Origin of the sequence: Nonomuraea sp. NPDC003560 (assembly GCF_042878785.1) — a bacterium.
GTDB lineage: Bacteria > Actinomycetota > Actinomycetes > Streptosporangiales > Streptosporangiaceae > Nonomuraea.
Map to the genome: position 1 here is coordinate 295,982 of NZ_JBIAOF010000004.1, position 14,948 is coordinate 310,929.

Genomic DNA, 14,948 nt, shown 5'->3' on the forward strand with positions numbered 1-14,948 from the left:
TCGGTGGCAGATGGTTTGATCGCTGCTGTGGAGGCCTCGGTCGAGCAGCTCGTCTACGTCAGGGACGACGAATACACCGTCGCGCGCATGAGCGCCGAGGGCGTGCCCGACTTCGTGGCCACCGGCCGGGCGCTGTCGGGCGCGCAGCCCGGCGAGACGCTCCGGCTGACCGGCGACTGGAGCCACCACGCGCGCCACGGCAGGCGGTTCGCGGTGGCCGGGTGCGAGCGGGTGGTGCCCGCCACGGTCCGGGCGATCCGCGTCTATTTGGGGTCGGGGCTGATCCGCGGCATCGGGCCGCGGCTGGCGTACGCGATCGTCGACCACTTCGGCGAGGAGACGCTCAAGGTCATCGACGCCGAGCCGGGGCGGCTGACCGAGGTCGTCAACATCGGGCCGCTGCGGCAGGCGCAGATCGTCCAGGCGTGGCAGGAGCAGAAGGCCATCGCCGCGCTGATGGTGACGTTGCAGGGGCTGGGCGTCAGCCCGCTGCTCGCGGCCAAGATCCACCAGGTGTTCGGCGGCGAGGCCGAGGAGGTCCTGGCCACCGACCCCTACCGGCTGATCGGCCGGGTCAGGGGCATCGCCTTCCGCGTCGCCGACCGCATCGCGCTGCAGCGGGGGGTGCCCGAGCGCAGCCCGCAGCGGATCAAGGCGGCGCTGCTCGACCGGCTGGAGTCGGCGGCGGTGCGCGACGGCCACTGCTTCGTGCCGGTGCCCCATCTGGTGGCGCGGGCGGCCGAGCTGATCGAGCTCGACCCCGAGGCGGTCGGGCCGATGATCGACGCGCTGGTGGCCGAGCGGCGGGTGGTGGTCGAGGCCGACGACGAGCAGCCGGGGCGGGCGGTGGCCTACGCCAAACACGTGCACGCCCGCGAGCGGCAGCTCACCGAGCAGCTCACCCGGCTCCTGCGGGCCCGCTCCACGCTGCCGCTGCGCTCCTTCCGCGAGGACGAGACCCTCCACGACGACCAGCGCGCGGCCGTCAACATGGCGCTGACCTGCACCGTCTCGATCATCACCGGCGGGCCCGGCTGCGGCAAGAGCCACACGGTCAGGGCCGTGGCCGCCACGGTCAGGGCGTCGGGCGGCTCGGTCACGCTCACGGCCCCCACCGGCAAGGCGGCCAAACGCCTGTCGGAGCTGACCGGCATGCCCGCCATGACCATCCACCGCATGCTCGCCCACCAGCCCGACCCCGACCCGTCCACGCTGTTCGAGGAGGCGCCCGCGCAGGCCGACCTGATCGTGGTCGACGAGGCGTCGATGCTCGACCTCCACCTCGCCACCCGGCTCACGGCGGCCGTCCAGCCGGGCAGCCATCTGCTGCTCATCGGCGACAGCGACCAGCTTCCCAGCATCGGCGCCGGCGACGTGCTGGCCGACCTGCTGCGCGTGGAGGCGATCCCGCGGGTGCGGCTCACCCACGTCTTCCGCCAGGCGAGCGGCAGCGGCATCGTCGAGGCCGCCCACCTCATCCGGGCCGGCCGCATGCCGGCGACGCCGGGGCGCGGCGGGTTCTGGTTCGAGGAGCTCGACGATCCGGCGCGGGTGGCCGAGCGGGTGGCCCATCTGGCCATGGAGGCGATCCCCCGCAAGCAGGGCGTGCCGCCCGAGCAGGTGCAGGTGCTGTGCCCGATGCGCAAGGGCGAGACGGGCGCGGTCACGCTGGGCCGGCTGCTCCAGGACCGCCTCAACCCGGCGGCCGACGACAAGCCCGAGCACTGGTCGGGGGCGTCGGTGTTCCGGGTGGGCGACCGGGTCATGCCCATCCGCAACAACTACGACAAGGGCGTCTTCAACGGGGAGACCGCCACGGTCACCGCCGTGCTGCCGCAGGACCGCGTGGTCGAGGTCCGCACCGACGACGGCGAGACCGTCCAGTACGGGTTCGGCGAGCTCGACGACCTCACCCACGCCTACGCGATCAGCGTGCACCGCTCGCAGGGCAGCGAGTACCCGTTCGTGGTGGCGCCGATCGTGGCCGAGGCGGGCGGGATCATGTTGCGGCGCAAGCTGCTGTACACGCTGGTGACCCGGGCCAAGGCGTGGGTCGTGCTGGTGGGGCAGCGCGAGGCGCTGGAGCTGGCCGTCCACCGGGTGGGCCGCCCCCGCAACACCGGCCTGCCCCGCCGCCTGTCCCAAAGCCTCTCGGCCTGACCCCGGCCCCGGCCGGGACCGTGATCGGGCCGTGATGGGGACGGGCCCGGCCGGGGCCGTGAGGGGCCGTGATGGGGACGGGCCCGGTCAGTCCTGGCGGGCGAGGGTCGTGGCGAGGAGTTCGGCCAGGTGGCGGCCCTGGCGTCCGGTGCCGGCGGCGGCGATCTGGGTACGGCAGGAGAAGCCGTCGGCGAGCAGCTCCTCCCCCGGCCCCGCCGACCGTACGGCCGGCCAGAGCCCCTGCTCGGCGCACGCCTGCGACACCTCGTGGTGCCCCCGCTCGAACCCGAAGTTGCCGGCCTGCCCGCAACAGCCGGAGTCGAGCACGCTGGTCCGGATGCCGAAGCGGTCGAGCACGGCCCGGTCGGCGTCGTAGCCCATGATCGCGCTCTGGTGGCAGTGCACCTGCGCGATCGCCTGCCCGCCGGTCGTGGCCGGCCGCCAGTCGGCGGCGCGCGTCTCCAGCAGCTCGGCCAGCGTCAGGAACCGCTCCGCCAGCAGCCGCGTCTCGGCCGTGTTGAGCAGTTCGGGCCCGTCGGAGCGGAACACGGCGGCGCAGCTCGGCTCCAGGCCGACCACCGGCACCCCGGCCTCGGCCCAGGGGGCGAGCGCCCCGACCGTCCGCGCCAGCACCCGCCGGGCCATCCCGAGCTGCCCGGTGCTGATCCAGGTCAGCCCGCAGCACAGCGTCACCGGCGGCACCACCACCTCGAACCCCGCCGCCTCCAGCACGTCCACGGCGGCCCGCCCGATGTGCGGGTCGAAGTGGTCGGTGAACGTGTCGGCCCACAACACCACCCGCCCCCGCGTGCCGGGCCCGCTCCGGGGACGCCGCCTGAACCAGTCGGTGAACCGCTGCCGGGCGAACCTCGGCAGCTCGCGCTCCGGCGTGATCCCCGCGACGGCCTTGACCAGCCGCGACAGTCCGGGCGCCGAGTTGACCGCGTTGACCAGGCCGGGCGCGGCCGAGGCGAGCGCGGCCCACACCGGCAGCCAGCCCATCGAGTAGTGGGCGCGCGGCCGGACGCGGCGCCGGTAGTGGTGGGCGAGGAACTCGGCCTTGTAGGTGGCCATGTCCACGTTCACCGGGCATTCGGAGCGGCAGCCCTTGCACGACAGGCACAGGTCGAGCGCGTCGCGCACGGCGGCCGACCGCCAGCCGTCGGTGATGACGTCGCCGCGCACCATCTCCTCCAGCAGGCGGGCCCGTCCGCGCGTGGAGTGCTCCTCCTCGCGGGTCACCCGGTAGCTGGGGCACATGACGCCGCCCTCGAAGGTGTGCTTGCGGCAGGTCCCGGTGCCGACGCAGCGGGTGGCGGCGTGCCCGAAACGTCCGTGGTCGTTGGGGTACTGGAAGAACGTCTGGCGCGGCTCGTGCGGGTAGAAGCGGTGCTGGGCCAGGTTCTGGTCGAGGTGGCGGGGGTGGACGACCTTGCCCGGGTTCATCCGGTCGCGCGGGTCGAAGATGGCCTTGAAGCGGCCGAACACCTCCACCATCTCCTGGCCGAACATGACCGGCAGCAGCTCGGCCAGCGCCTGGCCGTCGCCGTGCTCGCCGGACAGCGAGCCGCCGTAGGAGGCGACCAGCTCGGCGGCCTCCCTGGCGAAGGCGCGGTAGCGGGCGACGCCGTCGTCGGTGTGCAGGTCGAGCGGCAGCCGGCCGTGCACGCAGCCCTGGCCGAAGTGGCCGTACAGGGCGGAGTCCTGGTAGTCGTGCGCGCGCAGCAGCCGCTCGTAGTCGCGCAGGTAGGCGCCCAGCCGCTCGGGCGGCACGGCCGCGTCCGACCAGCCCTCGTAGGTCTGGCGGCCGGTCGGCGGGTAGGCCTCCACGCCGAGCCCCGACTCCCGCCACCGCCACAGCCGGTCCTCCCTGGCCGGGTCGCCGAGGAAGGCGTGCGTGGGCGTGGGCGCCTCGGCCCGCTCCCCCACGTCGCGCATCATCGTCTCGGCCCGCTCGCGCGCCTGCTCGGGCGTGTCCCCGCCGAACTGCACCAGCAGCCAGCCGCCGCCCTCGGGCAGGTCCTGGAGCGCCGGGTCGCCGGGGTGCTCCCGCTTGGCCAGCCGGTACATGGTCTCGTCCATGGCCTCCAGCGCGATCGGCGCGTGCCGGGCCACGGCCGGGACGGCGTCGGCGGCGGTGAAGACGTCCTCGAAGCCGAGCACGGCCAGCGCCCTGGCCGGCGGGGACGGCACGACGCACAGCTCGGCGCGGAGCACGGTCACCAGCGTGCCCTCGCTGCCGGTCAGGGCGCGGGCCAGGTCGAAGCCGTTCTCGGGCAGGAGCTGGTCGAGGTTGTAGCCGGAGATGCGGCGTTCCAGCCTGGGGTAGCGGGTGCGGACCAGTTCCATGGTCTCGTCGCGCAGGTCGCGCACCTGGCGGTAGATCTCGGCCAGCCGGCCGCCCTGGGCCTGGATGCGGTCGTACTCGGCGTCGCTGGTCGGCCCCACCCAGGCGCGCACGCCGTCGTAGGTGAGGATCTCCAGCCGGAGCACCGACTGCGACATCTTCCCGTACGCCTGCGCCGAGGCCCCGCACGAGTTGTTGCCGATCATGCCGCCGATCGTGCAGGCCCGATGGCTGGACGGCCGTGGCCCCACCATCAGCCCGTACGGCGCCAGCTCGTGGTCCACCTGGTCGAGCACGGCCCCCGCCTGGACGACGACCCGGCGGCCCGCCGCGTCCACGGACTCCACCGCGCCGCAGTGCTTGGACCAGTCGATCACCACCGCCGCGTTGCAGCACTGCCCGGCCAGGCTGGTGCCGCCGCCGCGGGAGAGCACGGGCACGTCCCTGGCCCGGCACACGGCCACCGCCGCCACCCCGGCGTCCAGGTCGCGCGGCACGACGACGCCGATCGGGACCTGCCGGTAGTTGGAGGCGTCACGCGCGTAGGCGGCGCGGCTGCCCAGGTCGAAGCGCACCTCACCGTCCACGGCCGCGGCGAGGCGGCGGCTCAGCGTCTCGACGTCGATCTCGCGGGACGGCGGCGTGTGCGTGACGGGCGTGTTGACCAGGCTCTTCATGCCGGGCACTTACCCGGGCCCGCTCACGGTGCGCCCAACGGCGGGCCAAGCCCGGTTCTAGACCCCGAGCAGGTCGGTGAGGTCGTCGGCGTGCTCCTCCTCCTCTTCCAGGATCGACTCCATGAGCCGGCGGGTGGTCGGGTCGCCCTCGCCGAGCCAGCGGATGATCTCCTGGTAGGTGGAGATGACGATGCGCTCGGCCCACAGGTTGGCCTCCAGCAGCGCCTTCAGGTCGGTGTCGGCCGGCACCTGGTAGTCGGTGTGCGAGCGCTGGACGAGCTTGGCCGGGTCGAAGTCCGGCTCGCCGCCGAGCTGGCTGACGCGTTCGGCGGCGCGCAGCGCGTGGTCCAGCTCCTCCTTGGCGTGCTCGGTGAACTCCGCCGCCACCTGCGCGCGGTCGATGCCCTTGGCCGAGATGGCGTGCCTGGTGTACCTGAGCCAGCACACCACCTCGGTGGCGATCACGTCGTTGAGGATCTCGATGACCTTCTCCGGGTCGCGGCCGAAGGTCTGCGTGATCGGGCCCTCGTCCATCTTCTGCCGCACCTGCTCGCGGATCCTGGTGACGTCGAGCACGAAGTCGTCCGTCTGCGTCATGATGTGTCCTTCCCCCGGCGATTTCCCCTGGTCAACGGTAACTTCGCCGGAGCCTGCGCCGGGGTTGCGACACGGGCGGACCGCAGGCGGGGGGCCAGCGCGAGCGTGACCGCCGCCGACGCCGCGGCCAGCACGGCCATGGCCGCGCCGGGCGAGGTGTGCTCGGCCAGGGCGCCGGCGAGCGCGGCGGCCAGCCCCTGCATGGCGACCATGCCGGAGGAGTGCAGCCCGAGCGCGTGCCCGCTCAGCTCGGGGGGCGTCAGCGCCATGAGCCGCTCCTGGAGCAGCAGGGTGGCGGCGAACCCGGCCGAGGCGAGCGCGACCAGCACCGGCGACGGGTAGGCCACGAACACCGGATACGGCAGCGCGAGCAGCAGGTACAGCGGCGTGACCAGCCGCGCCCGCCGGTGCGGCGGCATGTACCGGCCGACCAGCACGTCACCGGCGAGCATCCCGGCGGCGGCGCAGGCGAACAGCAGCCCGGCCCGGTCCGGCGCGAGCGGCACGAACAACGACTCGCAGCCGACGATCAGGCCGTTGGGCAGCCAGAGGGCGAGGTAGACGTGCCGGCGCGGCCGATCGGACCACAGGCGGGCGTTGTCGCGCCAGGTCTCGGCGGGTGAGGGCCGTCCGGACGCGCGCGGCCGCCGCCGTCCGAGCCCCAGCCCGGCCAGGGCGGCGGCCAGGTGGAGGGCCGCCGCTACGAGCAGCGTCCCGCGTGGCGACAGGACGGTCACCAGCACGCCGCCCGCGCCGAACCCGGCGATCTGCACGATCCCGGAGGACATGTTGAGCACCGACCGGCCGAGCAGGTATCCGTCCCGGTCGAGCAGCTCGTTCAGCAGCCCGTACCGGACGCCGCCGCCGAGTGCGGACAGCGCGCCGAAGGCCAGCACGACGGCGAGCATGCCCCACACGGGCAGGCCGGGCACGGCCAGGAAGGCGGCGCCGAGCGCGGCCGCCAGCGCCAGCCCGGTCAGGGCGGCCCGCGGCGGCAGCCGGTCGGCCGCCGACAGCAGCGTGGCCGCGCCCACCACCTGGGCGAGCGCCGGGCCGAACATGGCCAGCCCGGACAGCAGCGGCGATCCGGTGTCGGCGTAGACGAGGGTGCCGAGGGCGAGCCCGCTCACCGTCTGCCCGGCCACCTGCCCGGACGAGACCAGGAAGAGCGGGGTGAATCCGGACCTGCCGAACAGGTCCCGGTACGTGCGCATGGGACGGCAGTCTTCGCGACCGGCGGCGGCAGGCGTTACTGTTTCGCCCACCCGCGAAACAACGCGGGGACGAGGAGGACGTGGTGGGCTTCTGGCAGGTCGACGCGGACACGCTCGCGGACGGCCGGTTCGTCCTGTCGCCGCTGGCCGAGACGATCGCCGCGCTGAAGACGCTGGACCGCGCCGTCGCCGCGCATCCCGGCGAGGACGCCTGGCTGGCCGCCCACCTGCCCGCCTACCGCGCCGGGCAGGCCGCCGACCCGGTCACGGCGCTGCTCGTCCGCGCCGCGCTGGGCCGTACGTGGAACGCGACCTTCCTCACGCCCACGCCCGAGGGAGAGGGCGAGGCGGCCTTCGAGGAAGAGGTGGCGAGCGTCCGCGACACCCCGCCCGAGCAGGCGCGCGCGGACCTGGTCGAGTCGCTGGGCGGCCCGGTGCCCGCCGTGCTGCGCCGCGACGACCTGCCCGCGCGCATGGCCGCCCGGCTGGAGTGGGTGTGGCGCGAGACCGTGCTGCCGGCCTGGCCGCGGCGCCGCCGGATCATCGAGGCCGACGTCACCGCCCGCGCCGCGCGGCTGGGCCGGGGCGGCTGGGCGGCGGCTCTCGACGGCATGCGTCCCGGCCTGCGCTGGCTGGGCGACGGACGGCTGCAGATCAACGCCTACGACCATCCGCCGCGGGACCTGGCGGGCGCCCGGCTGATGTTCGTGCCGGTCACGCCGCGCCAGGGCTGGGTGAGCTGGCACGGCTCCCGCCGCTGCGCGATCGTCTATCCGTGCTCGGGGCCGCTGGCCGACGTCGGCCCGCCGCCCGCGCCGCAGGCGCTCGGCCGGCTGCTGGGCGGGGCGCGGGCGGGCGTGCTGGTGCTGCTGGACACCCCGAAGAGCACCACGCAGCTCGTCGCGCTCACCGGCCAGGGCCTGGGCTCGGTGGGCCGCCATCTCAAGGTGCTGCTCGACGCGGGGCTGGTCGGCCGCGTGCGGGCGGGCCGTTCGGTCCTCTACGGCCGTACGCCCGTCGGCGAAGACCTCGTACGGGCACAAACCAGCTGACCGCGCCCGCCCGTCGCTGCCACCATGGGAACCCCATGGACGAACGACGCGTGATCCGCATCTCCAAGTACCTGGCCCGGCACCTGCGCCACGACCCGCAGCGCATCGGGCTCGCCCTCGACGCGGCCGGCTGGGTCGCCGTCGACGACCTGCTCGCCGCCGCCGCGGCGCACGGCTTCCCGATCACCCCCGACGAGCTGCACCAGGTCGTGGAGACCAACGACAAGCGGCGCTACGCGATCGAGGACGGCAGGATCCGCGCCAGCCAGGGCCACTCGGTGCCGGTGGAGCTCGGCCTGCCCGCCGTGGAGCCGCCCGCGTACCTCTACCACGGGACGGTGGCCCGCAACCTGGACGCCATCCGCCGGGAGGGCCTGCGGCCGATGAGCCGCCACCACGTGCACCTGTCCCCCGACCGGGAGACCGCCGTCCGGGTGGGCGCGCGCAGGGGCAGGCCGGTGGTGCTGGCGGTCGCCGCCGGGGACATGCACGCCGGCGGCCATGTCTTCCTGCGCAGCGACAACGGCGTCTGGCTCACCGCCCACGTCCCACCTGGCCACCTGCGTTTCCCCTCCTGACCCCACCGCCGGGGAGCCTGGGGCCTTCGCCGGGCGGGAGGGGGGTTGGCTAGGCTGTGGGCCGGAGGATGATCACTCATGCGCGCACGCGATCTCGTCACGGAGTTCCCGGCGGTCACGCTCGACATGTCGGCGCTCGACGCCGCCCGGCTGCTGGCCGAGCGCGACCTGCCCGGCCTCATCGTGATCGGCGACGACGGCCGCCCCCACAGCATCCTCCCCGGCACGCAGGTGCTCCGGCTGGCCGTGCCGCGCTACTGCCAGGACGACCCGGCCCTGGCCCGGGTGGTGGACGAGGCCCACGCCGACCTGTTCCTGCGCCGGCTCGGCACGCGTACCGTCCGCGAGTGCCTGCCCGAGCAGCCGCGCGAGCTGCCGGTGGCGGACATGAAGGCCACGGTGCTCGAACTGGCGGCGCTCATGGCCCGCACGCGCAGCCCGCTGGTGGCGATCGTGGAGGACGGGCGGGTCGCCGGAGCCGTCACCCTCCAGTCCCTGCTGGATCACGCGCTCGCCCTCTGACCGCCTCCCCCGGGCCCGGTGACGCGCCGAGGGCAGCGGCGATCTCCGGCCGGGGGCGTCGTAGGCTGGGGCCCATGGGGAAGACCGCCGCCGCCCGACAGCCCGTCCCCGCCCGGCGGGCCGACGCCGAACGCAACATCGCCGCCATCCTGGAAGCCGGGACGCGGCTGCTCAGCGACGACCCGGGCGCGAGCGTGGCGGAGATCGCCAAGGCCGCGGGCGTCGGCCGGGTCACCCTGTACGGGCACTTCCCCTCCCGCGAGGCCCTGGTGGACGCCGTCCTCGACCACACCGTCGGGCTGGCCGACGCGGTCCTGGAGGACGAGGCCCTCGACACGGCTCCCGCGCCTGAGGCGATGACCGGGCTGCTGCATTCGTCGTGGGAGATCCTCGACCGCCACCGGCGGCTCTTCGTGGCCGCCGACCGGGTGCTGCCCACCGAGCGCATCCGCGAGCACCACGACCGCCCGCTGCGCCGGGTGGAGCGCCTGATCGCCCGCGGCCAGGACGACGGCGACTTCCGCACCGACCTGCCGCTGGAGTGGCTGGTGACGACGTTCTTCGCGATCATCCACAGCGCGGCCCAGGAACGGGAGGCCGGCCGTCTGGCCGCGGAGGAGGTCGAGCCGGTCCTGACCCGCACCATGCTCTCCCTCCTCATGCCCCCCTCCCCCGCCTGACACTTCCCCTTTAGGGCTCCTCCCAGCCGATCGGTGTCGCCGCGACACCCTACCGGCGTACCGTTTTGTTGTGCTTAACTTGAACACCAGTGTACAAGTTAAGGAGACCTGGGATGAGTCATCACGTCGGGACGCGGGCTGCCGCGCCCGCACAGAGCAAGGGCTGGGCGGTGCTGGCGTTGTTGTGCCTGGCGCAGTTCATGCTGATCATCGACATCACCGTCGTCCAGGTGGCCCTGCCCACCATCGGCGCCGACCTCGCGCTCGACCGGGAGGCGCTGACCTGGGTGGTGACCACGTACACGCTGTGCTTCGGCGGCCTGATGGTCCTCGGCGGGCGGCTCGCCGACACGCTCGGCCCCCGCCGCACGCTGCTGGCCGGGCTGGCGCTGTTCACCGCGGCCTCGCTCGTCTGCGGCCTGGCCGGCGACGGCGGCACGCTCATCGCCGGGCGGGCCGTCCAGGGGGTCGGCGCGGCGCTGCTGTCCCCCGCGGCCCTGGCCGTCGTCACCACCGTCTTCCAGGGCGAGCGCCGGGCCCGCGCGCTCGCCGTGTGGGCGGCCATCGGCGGCTCGGGCGCGGCGATCGGCGTGCTGCTCGGCGGCGTCCTGACCGACGGCCCCGGCTGGACGTGGGTGTTCTACGTGAACGTCCCCGTCGGTCTGCTGGTGCTGGCCGCCGTCCCCCGCGTCGTCCCCGTCCGCGTCAGGGACGGTGTCGAGGACGGGGCCCCGCGCGGCGGCCGGGTCGACGTCGGGGGCGCGCTGCTCGTCACGCTGGCTACCGCGCTGCTGATCTACGGGCTGGTCTCCGCCGGCGACGGCGGCTGGGGCGCCGCGGGAACCGTGCTGCCGCTGGCCGGGGCCGCCCTGTCCTATGTCGCGTTCGTGCTGGTCGAGCGGTCGGTACGGGCGCCGCTCATGCGGGTCGAGACCCTGGCCAGGCGGCCCGTCGTCTCGGGCGCGTTCGTCATGCTGGTCGCCACCGGACTGATGCTGGGCCTGTTCTTCCTCAGCTCCCTCTACCTGCAGCACGTCCTGGGCTACAGCCCCCTGCGGACCGGGCTCACGTTCCTGCCCGTCGCCGTCGCCATCACGCTCGGCGCGCACCTCGGCGGCCGCCTCATCGGCAAGGTCGGGGGCCGGCCGGTGGCCGTGGCGTCGTTCCTGCTGACCGCCGCGGGGGCGGCGCTGATGACGCGGGTCTCCCCCGAGGCGGGCGCGTTCACCACCTTGGTGCCGGGCTTCGTGCTGGCCGCCGTGGGGATCGGGCCGGCGTTCGTGACCGCCACCACCACGACGATGGCCAACGTCCCGCCCGGCGAGAACGGCGTCGCCTCCGGGGTGATCAACACCTTCCACGAGCTGGGCGGCTCGATCGGGGTGGCCGTGGTGTCCACGGTCGCCGCGTCCAGCCTGGTGCCGGGTGCGGGGGCCGGCGGCTTCACCTCGGGGCTCGTCCTGTGCGCGGTCGTCGCGGGGGCGGCGGCGGTGATCTCGCTCGGGCTCGTCCCGCCCGGCAGGCCGGCGGGCGCGTTCGTCGGCCACGGTCACGGTCACGGTCACTGACGGGATGTCCCCGGCGACCCCGGGAGGCTATTCTGCTTGCGTGACTGCTCCGCCCCCCGCGGGACGCGGCTTCTCGACACACCCGGCCTGCGCCGGGGCCGGTCATCACCGGGCGCCGGGTGGCGCCCCTCCGCCGCCGGTCGCGTCGCGCCCGAGGCGCGGTGGGCAGCGGCGATGCCGCCGCTGACGCTCCTGCGCCGGGAGCAGCCGGGCGTCACCGTGATCGTGGTGTCCGGCGAGCTCGACGCCACCAACCGCGCCCAGTTCGAGAGCTTCCTGCGAGATCGTCCGGAGCCCGGTCACCAGGTCGTGTTCGACCTGGCCCGGGTGCCGTTCGTGGACAGCTCGGGCCTGCACGTCCTGCTGGCCTTCGCCACCGACCAGCTCAGGAGGTCGGGCGCGGTGCGCCTGGCCGCCGTGCAACCCCTGCCCGCCCGGCTGCTGGACATCACCGGGGTGCTCGGGCACCTCCCCGTGCACGACACCGTCGAGGAGGCGGTGGCCGCCGCCAGGGCCGCCGCGGAACGTTCCGTGTGACGGGCGGCGCGCGGAGGCATTCTCGGCTAACTTCGGGGCTAGCAGGCGTCTGGGCGCAAGCGACGCGGTGAGGAGTCGCGCCATGGGGAGTTCAGCCGAGGAGACGGGCCTGGCCAGGCTGGCCGCGACCGTCGAACGCCTGCGCACCGAGCTGCACGAGGTCCGCCGCGCCGCCGACGACCGCGCGCTGGTCGAGCTGGCGAAGGGCATCCTGGTCGAACGCCTGCGCTGCGCCCCTGCGCAGGCCGCCGACCAGCTCGCCACGCTCGCGGCCAGGACCGGGCGGCCGCTGGCCGAGCTGGCGGCCGACGTCGTCAACCGGGCCGCCGACGACCCCATCGCCGACGCGTCCCTGACCGGCGCCGCCGGGCTCGACGGCGGTCCGGAGCCGTCCGCCGGGCACGCGGCGGCCGCGGTGCGGCTGCGCACGGCCGAGAGCGCCGCGCTCGGCGCCACGGACGTGCAGGCGGCGGCCCACGCCGTGCTGGAGACGGCCCTGCTGCCGATCGGCGCGACGGCGGTCGCGGTGTGGGCGGCCGGGCCGGACACGTCGCTGACGCTGGCCGGGCACGCGGGCTTCAGCGCGGAGGAGGCCGGGCTCTGGCGGCAGGTCCCGCCGGGCCTGGTCACGCCCGCCACCAGCACGCTGATCGAACGCCGCACGCTGTGGCACACCACGCAGGGGCCGCCCTCGATCGGCCGCCACCAGCTGACCGGCGGCCGCGTCACCGCGCTGGCCCGGCTGGGCGGACGGGTGCTCGGCGTCCTGGAGATCTGCTGGCCGGGCGACTGTCCCGAGCCCACGCCCAGGATGGAACGGCAGATCGAGGCGCTGGCCGACCTGTGCGCCCTGACCCTGAACTCCCCCGGGCCGCCCGCGCGCGCCGGCGCCGCCCTGGCCGAGCTGGCCGCCCTGGCCGACTCCATGTCCGACCCGGCGCTCGTCCTGGTGCCGCACCTCGACCCGCAGGGGCACATCGCCGACTTCCGCGTCCACCACGCCAACGGGTCGTCGGCGGTGCGGGCGGGCGGGCTGCTGCTGGAGGCGTACCCGTTCGCGGCCGGGGAGCTGCTGGCCAGGATCGAGCACGTGCACGCCACCGGCGAGCCGTTCCGCGCCGCCGACATGCCCTTCACCGCGGCCTCCACGGCCGAGGTGAGCATCACCCGCCACGGCGGGAGCGTGCTGCTCGTCCGGCGCGACCACGACGACCAGGCCCGCCTTCTTGAGCACGCCCAGCGTCTGGGCCGGATCGGCGGCTTCGAGGAGAACGCGCTCACCGGCGAGATCATGTGGAACGCCCAGATGTTCTCCCTGTACGGCCTGCCGCCGGACGCCCGGCCGGTCCCGCTGGAGCGCCTGCGCGACCACGTGCACCGTGACGACGAGGTGGCCGTGGGCCTCTTCCTGCGCACGGTGCTGCATCACCGGCGGCCGGCCGCGACGGCGTTCCGGCTCGAACGCCCCGACGGGGTGGCCCGCCATCTGCGCGTGGTGGCCGAGCCGGTGTTCGCCCCCGACGGCCGGCTGGCCGGGCTGCGGGGGGCCTACCAGGACGTCTCGCCCCAGCACTGGACGGAGGTCGCGCTGGCCGTGACCCGCGACCGGCTGGCCCACACCGAACGGCAGTCCGCCGAGCGCAACCGCCTGGCCCTCCAACTCCAGCACGCCATCATGCCGCCCGCGCACGGCCGCATGGACTCCTTCGGGCTGCGCATCTCGGTCCGCTACCGTCCGGCGCAGAAGGAGGACCTGGTCGGCGGCGACTGGTACGACGCGGTCGTGCTGCCGTCGGAGCGCATCCTGCTGTCAGTGGGCGACGTGGCCGGGCACGGCGTCGAGGCCGCCACGGGCATGGTGGTGCTGCGCAACGCGCTGCGCGGCCTGGCCGCCACCGGCGCGGGCCCGGCCCGGCTGCTGAGCTGGCTCAACCTGGTCGCCCGGCACCTGGCCGACCGCATGACGGCGACCGCGATCTGCGGCCTGTACGACCCCGCCACCCGCGTCCTGCGCTGGGCCAGGGCCGGGCACCTGCCGCCGATCCTGCTGCGCGGCGCCCAGGGCACGGAGCTGCCGATGGTCAAGGGGCCGCTGCTCGGCGCGTTCGCCGACGCCGTCTACGAGGAGGGGCGGCTGCAGCTGGAGGCCGACGACACGCTGCTGCTCTACACCGACGGCCTGATCGAGCGGCGCGACCACAATCTGCGCCACGCCCAGGACCGGCTGCTGGCCGTCGCCTCGCGGACCGCCGCGACCCTCGACCACCGGCTCGACGACCTGCTCACCCACTGCAACTCCGACACCGACGACGACACCTGCCTGATCGGCGTGCACGTGCGCTGAGCCGGGCGTGCGAAGGGGCCGGGCGTGCGGAGGGACCGGCCACCGGGTCAGGCGGCGGGCGGGAGGAGGCCGAGCCGGTCGAAGGCCGCGGCCACGCTCGGGGCCAGCGCCGCCGGGTCGTCGCCGGCGACGGCGCGGCCGGCGGTGTAGCAGGCCAGCGCGAGCTGCGGGGCCAGGGCCGCCGTCTCGGGGGTGGCGCCGTGCTCGCGCAGGATCTCGGTCATCGTGTCGGCGAAGCGGCGCTGCTTGCGCGCCGTGCGGTCGTCTAGCTCGGGATGATCGGCGATCAGCCGTTCGCGCAGGACGTAGCGGCCGGGGTCGAGGGTGGCCCTGGCGCACAGGGCGAGGGTGAGCTCGCGCACCTGGGCGAGCGCCTCGGGCAGGCCGGGCGGGCGGTCGCCGCGCAGCTCGCGGTGGTGGGCGGCCAGGCCGTCGAGCCAGTCGTGCTCCCCCGCGAAGACGACCTCCTGCTTGTCGCCGAAGTAGCGGAAGAACGTGGTGCGGCCCACCTCGGCGCGCTCGGCGATGTCGGCGACCGTCACCTCGTCGTAGCCGCGCTCGGCGAAGAGCCGGTAGGCCGCCTCGATGATCTCGTCGCGGGCTCGCTGTCGCTTGCGGTCGCGCAGGGAGGGCTCGGTCACGGGCCCAGTCTAGCGCTTACGGACGGCGTCC

The 14,948-nt window shown here is 74.9% G+C and carries 12 protein-coding genes; 8 read left to right on the top strand and 4 right to left on the bottom strand.

Features of this window, described 5'->3' with window-relative positions; genetic code table 11:
* Window positions 1–27: 27 nt before the first annotated feature.
* Entirely contained in the window at window positions 28–2,160 is a 2,133-nt protein-coding gene (locus ACFYUV_RS17580) for an ATP-dependent RecD-like DNA helicase (RefSeq protein ID WP_387669615.1), read from the top strand.
* Between the two features lie 87 nt (window positions 2,161–2,247).
* Here the strand turns inward: ACFYUV_RS17580 and ACFYUV_RS17585 are convergent, their stop codons facing one another.
* The 3 genes from ACFYUV_RS17585 to ACFYUV_RS17595 are packed head-to-tail and all read right to left on the bottom strand — an operon-like array spanning window position 2,248 to window position 6,995.
* Window positions 2,248–5,184 (bottom strand): FAD-binding and (Fe-S)-binding domain-containing protein, encoded by a 2,937-nt coding sequence (locus ACFYUV_RS17585; RefSeq protein WP_387669616.1) that lies wholly within the window; start codon window positions 5,182–5,184, stop codon window positions 2,248–2,250.
* 57 nt (window positions 5,185–5,241) lie between these two features.
* Entirely contained in the window at window positions 5,242–5,781 is a 540-nt protein-coding gene (locus ACFYUV_RS17590) for a DUF892 family protein (RefSeq protein ID WP_352351383.1), read from the bottom strand.
* Window positions 5,778–6,995: an MFS transporter gene (locus ACFYUV_RS17595; RefSeq protein ID WP_387669617.1), complete on the bottom strand. Its 1,218-nt coding sequence runs from the start codon at window positions 6,993–6,995 to the stop codon at window positions 5,778–5,780. The genes ACFYUV_RS17590 and ACFYUV_RS17595 overlap by 4 nt, the downstream gene beginning before the upstream one ends.
* An 83-nt stretch (window positions 6,996–7,078) precedes the next feature.
* Here ACFYUV_RS17595 and ACFYUV_RS17600 point away from each other — a divergent pair, with 83 nt between their 5' ends.
* The 7 genes from ACFYUV_RS17600 to ACFYUV_RS17630 all read left to right on the top strand — a co-directional run bounded on the left by ACFYUV_RS17600 (window position 7,079) and on the right by ACFYUV_RS17630 (window position 14,276).
* The gene (locus ACFYUV_RS17600) at window positions 7,079–8,047 is read left to right on the top strand and encodes an ArsR/SmtB family transcription factor (protein ID WP_387669618.1); all 969 of its coding nucleotides are present in this window, start codon (window positions 7,079–7,081) and stop codon (window positions 8,045–8,047) included.
* Between the two features lie 35 nt (window positions 8,048–8,082).
* The gene (locus ACFYUV_RS17605) at window positions 8,083–8,625 is read left to right on the top strand and encodes an RNA 2'-phosphotransferase (protein ID WP_387669619.1); all 543 of its coding nucleotides are present in this window, start codon (window positions 8,083–8,085) and stop codon (window positions 8,623–8,625) included.
* Window positions 8,626–8,703: 78 nt separating this feature from the next.
* Window positions 8,704–9,147, top strand: coding sequence for a CBS domain-containing protein (locus ACFYUV_RS17610; protein ID WP_358286027.1), 444 nt, complete (start codon window positions 8,704–8,706; stop codon window positions 9,145–9,147).
* 74 nt (window positions 9,148–9,221) lie between these two features.
* Complete coding sequence (locus tag ACFYUV_RS17615; protein ID WP_387669620.1) at window positions 9,222–9,827, top strand: TetR/AcrR family transcriptional regulator; 606 nt, start codon at window positions 9,222–9,224, stop codon at window positions 9,825–9,827.
* A gap of 113 nt (window positions 9,828–9,940) precedes the next feature.
* Window positions 9,941–11,395, top strand: coding sequence for an MFS transporter (locus ACFYUV_RS17620; protein ID WP_387669621.1), 1,455 nt, complete (start codon window positions 9,941–9,943; stop codon window positions 11,393–11,395).
* Between the two features lie 174 nt (window positions 11,396–11,569).
* Window positions 11,570–11,932: an STAS domain-containing protein gene (locus tag ACFYUV_RS17625; protein ID WP_358286019.1), complete on the top strand. Its 363-nt coding sequence runs from the start codon at window positions 11,570–11,572 to the stop codon at window positions 11,930–11,932.
* Between the two features lie 82 nt (window positions 11,933–12,014).
* Window positions 12,015–14,276 (top strand): SpoIIE family protein phosphatase, encoded by a 2,262-nt coding sequence (locus ACFYUV_RS17630; RefSeq protein ID WP_387669623.1) that lies wholly within the window; start codon window positions 12,015–12,017, stop codon window positions 14,274–14,276.
* A gap of 47 nt (window positions 14,277–14,323) precedes the next feature.
* Here the strand turns inward: ACFYUV_RS17630 and ACFYUV_RS17635 are convergent, their stop codons facing one another.
* Window positions 14,324–14,917, bottom strand: a complete 594-nt coding sequence (locus ACFYUV_RS17635) for a TetR/AcrR family transcriptional regulator (protein WP_387669624.1) — start codon at window positions 14,915–14,917, stop codon at window positions 14,324–14,326.
* Between the last annotated feature and the right edge of the window lie 31 nt (window positions 14,918–14,948).

Coding starts and splice junctions, on each gene's coding strand:
- ACFYUV_RS17620 (WP_387669621.1), top strand. CDS start 9,941: ATGAGTCATCACGTCGGGACGCGGGCTGCCGCGCCCGCACAGAGCAAG.
- ACFYUV_RS17625 (WP_358286019.1), top strand. CDS start 11,570: ATGCCGCCGCTGACGCTCCTGCGCCGGGAGCAGCCGGGCGTCACCGTG.
- ACFYUV_RS17630 (WP_387669623.1), top strand. CDS start 12,015: ATGGGGAGTTCAGCCGAGGAGACGGGCCTGGCCAGGCTGGCCGCGACC.
- ACFYUV_RS17605 (WP_387669619.1), top strand. CDS start 8,083: ATGGACGAACGACGCGTGATCCGCATCTCCAAGTACCTGGCCCGGCAC.
- ACFYUV_RS17610 (WP_358286027.1), top strand. CDS start 8,704: ATGCGCGCACGCGATCTCGTCACGGAGTTCCCGGCGGTCACGCTCGAC.
- ACFYUV_RS17615 (WP_387669620.1), top strand. CDS start 9,222: ATGGGGAAGACCGCCGCCGCCCGACAGCCCGTCCCCGCCCGGCGGGCC.
- ACFYUV_RS17595 (WP_387669617.1), bottom strand. CDS start 6,995: ATGCGCACGTACCGGGACCTGTTCGGCAGGTCCGGATTCACCCCGCTC.
- ACFYUV_RS17585 (WP_387669616.1), bottom strand. CDS start 5,184: ATGAAGAGCCTGGTCAACACGCCCGTCACGCACACGCCGCCGTCCCGC.
- ACFYUV_RS17590 (WP_352351383.1), bottom strand. CDS start 5,781: ATGACGCAGACGGACGACTTCGTGCTCGACGTCACCAGGATCCGCGAG.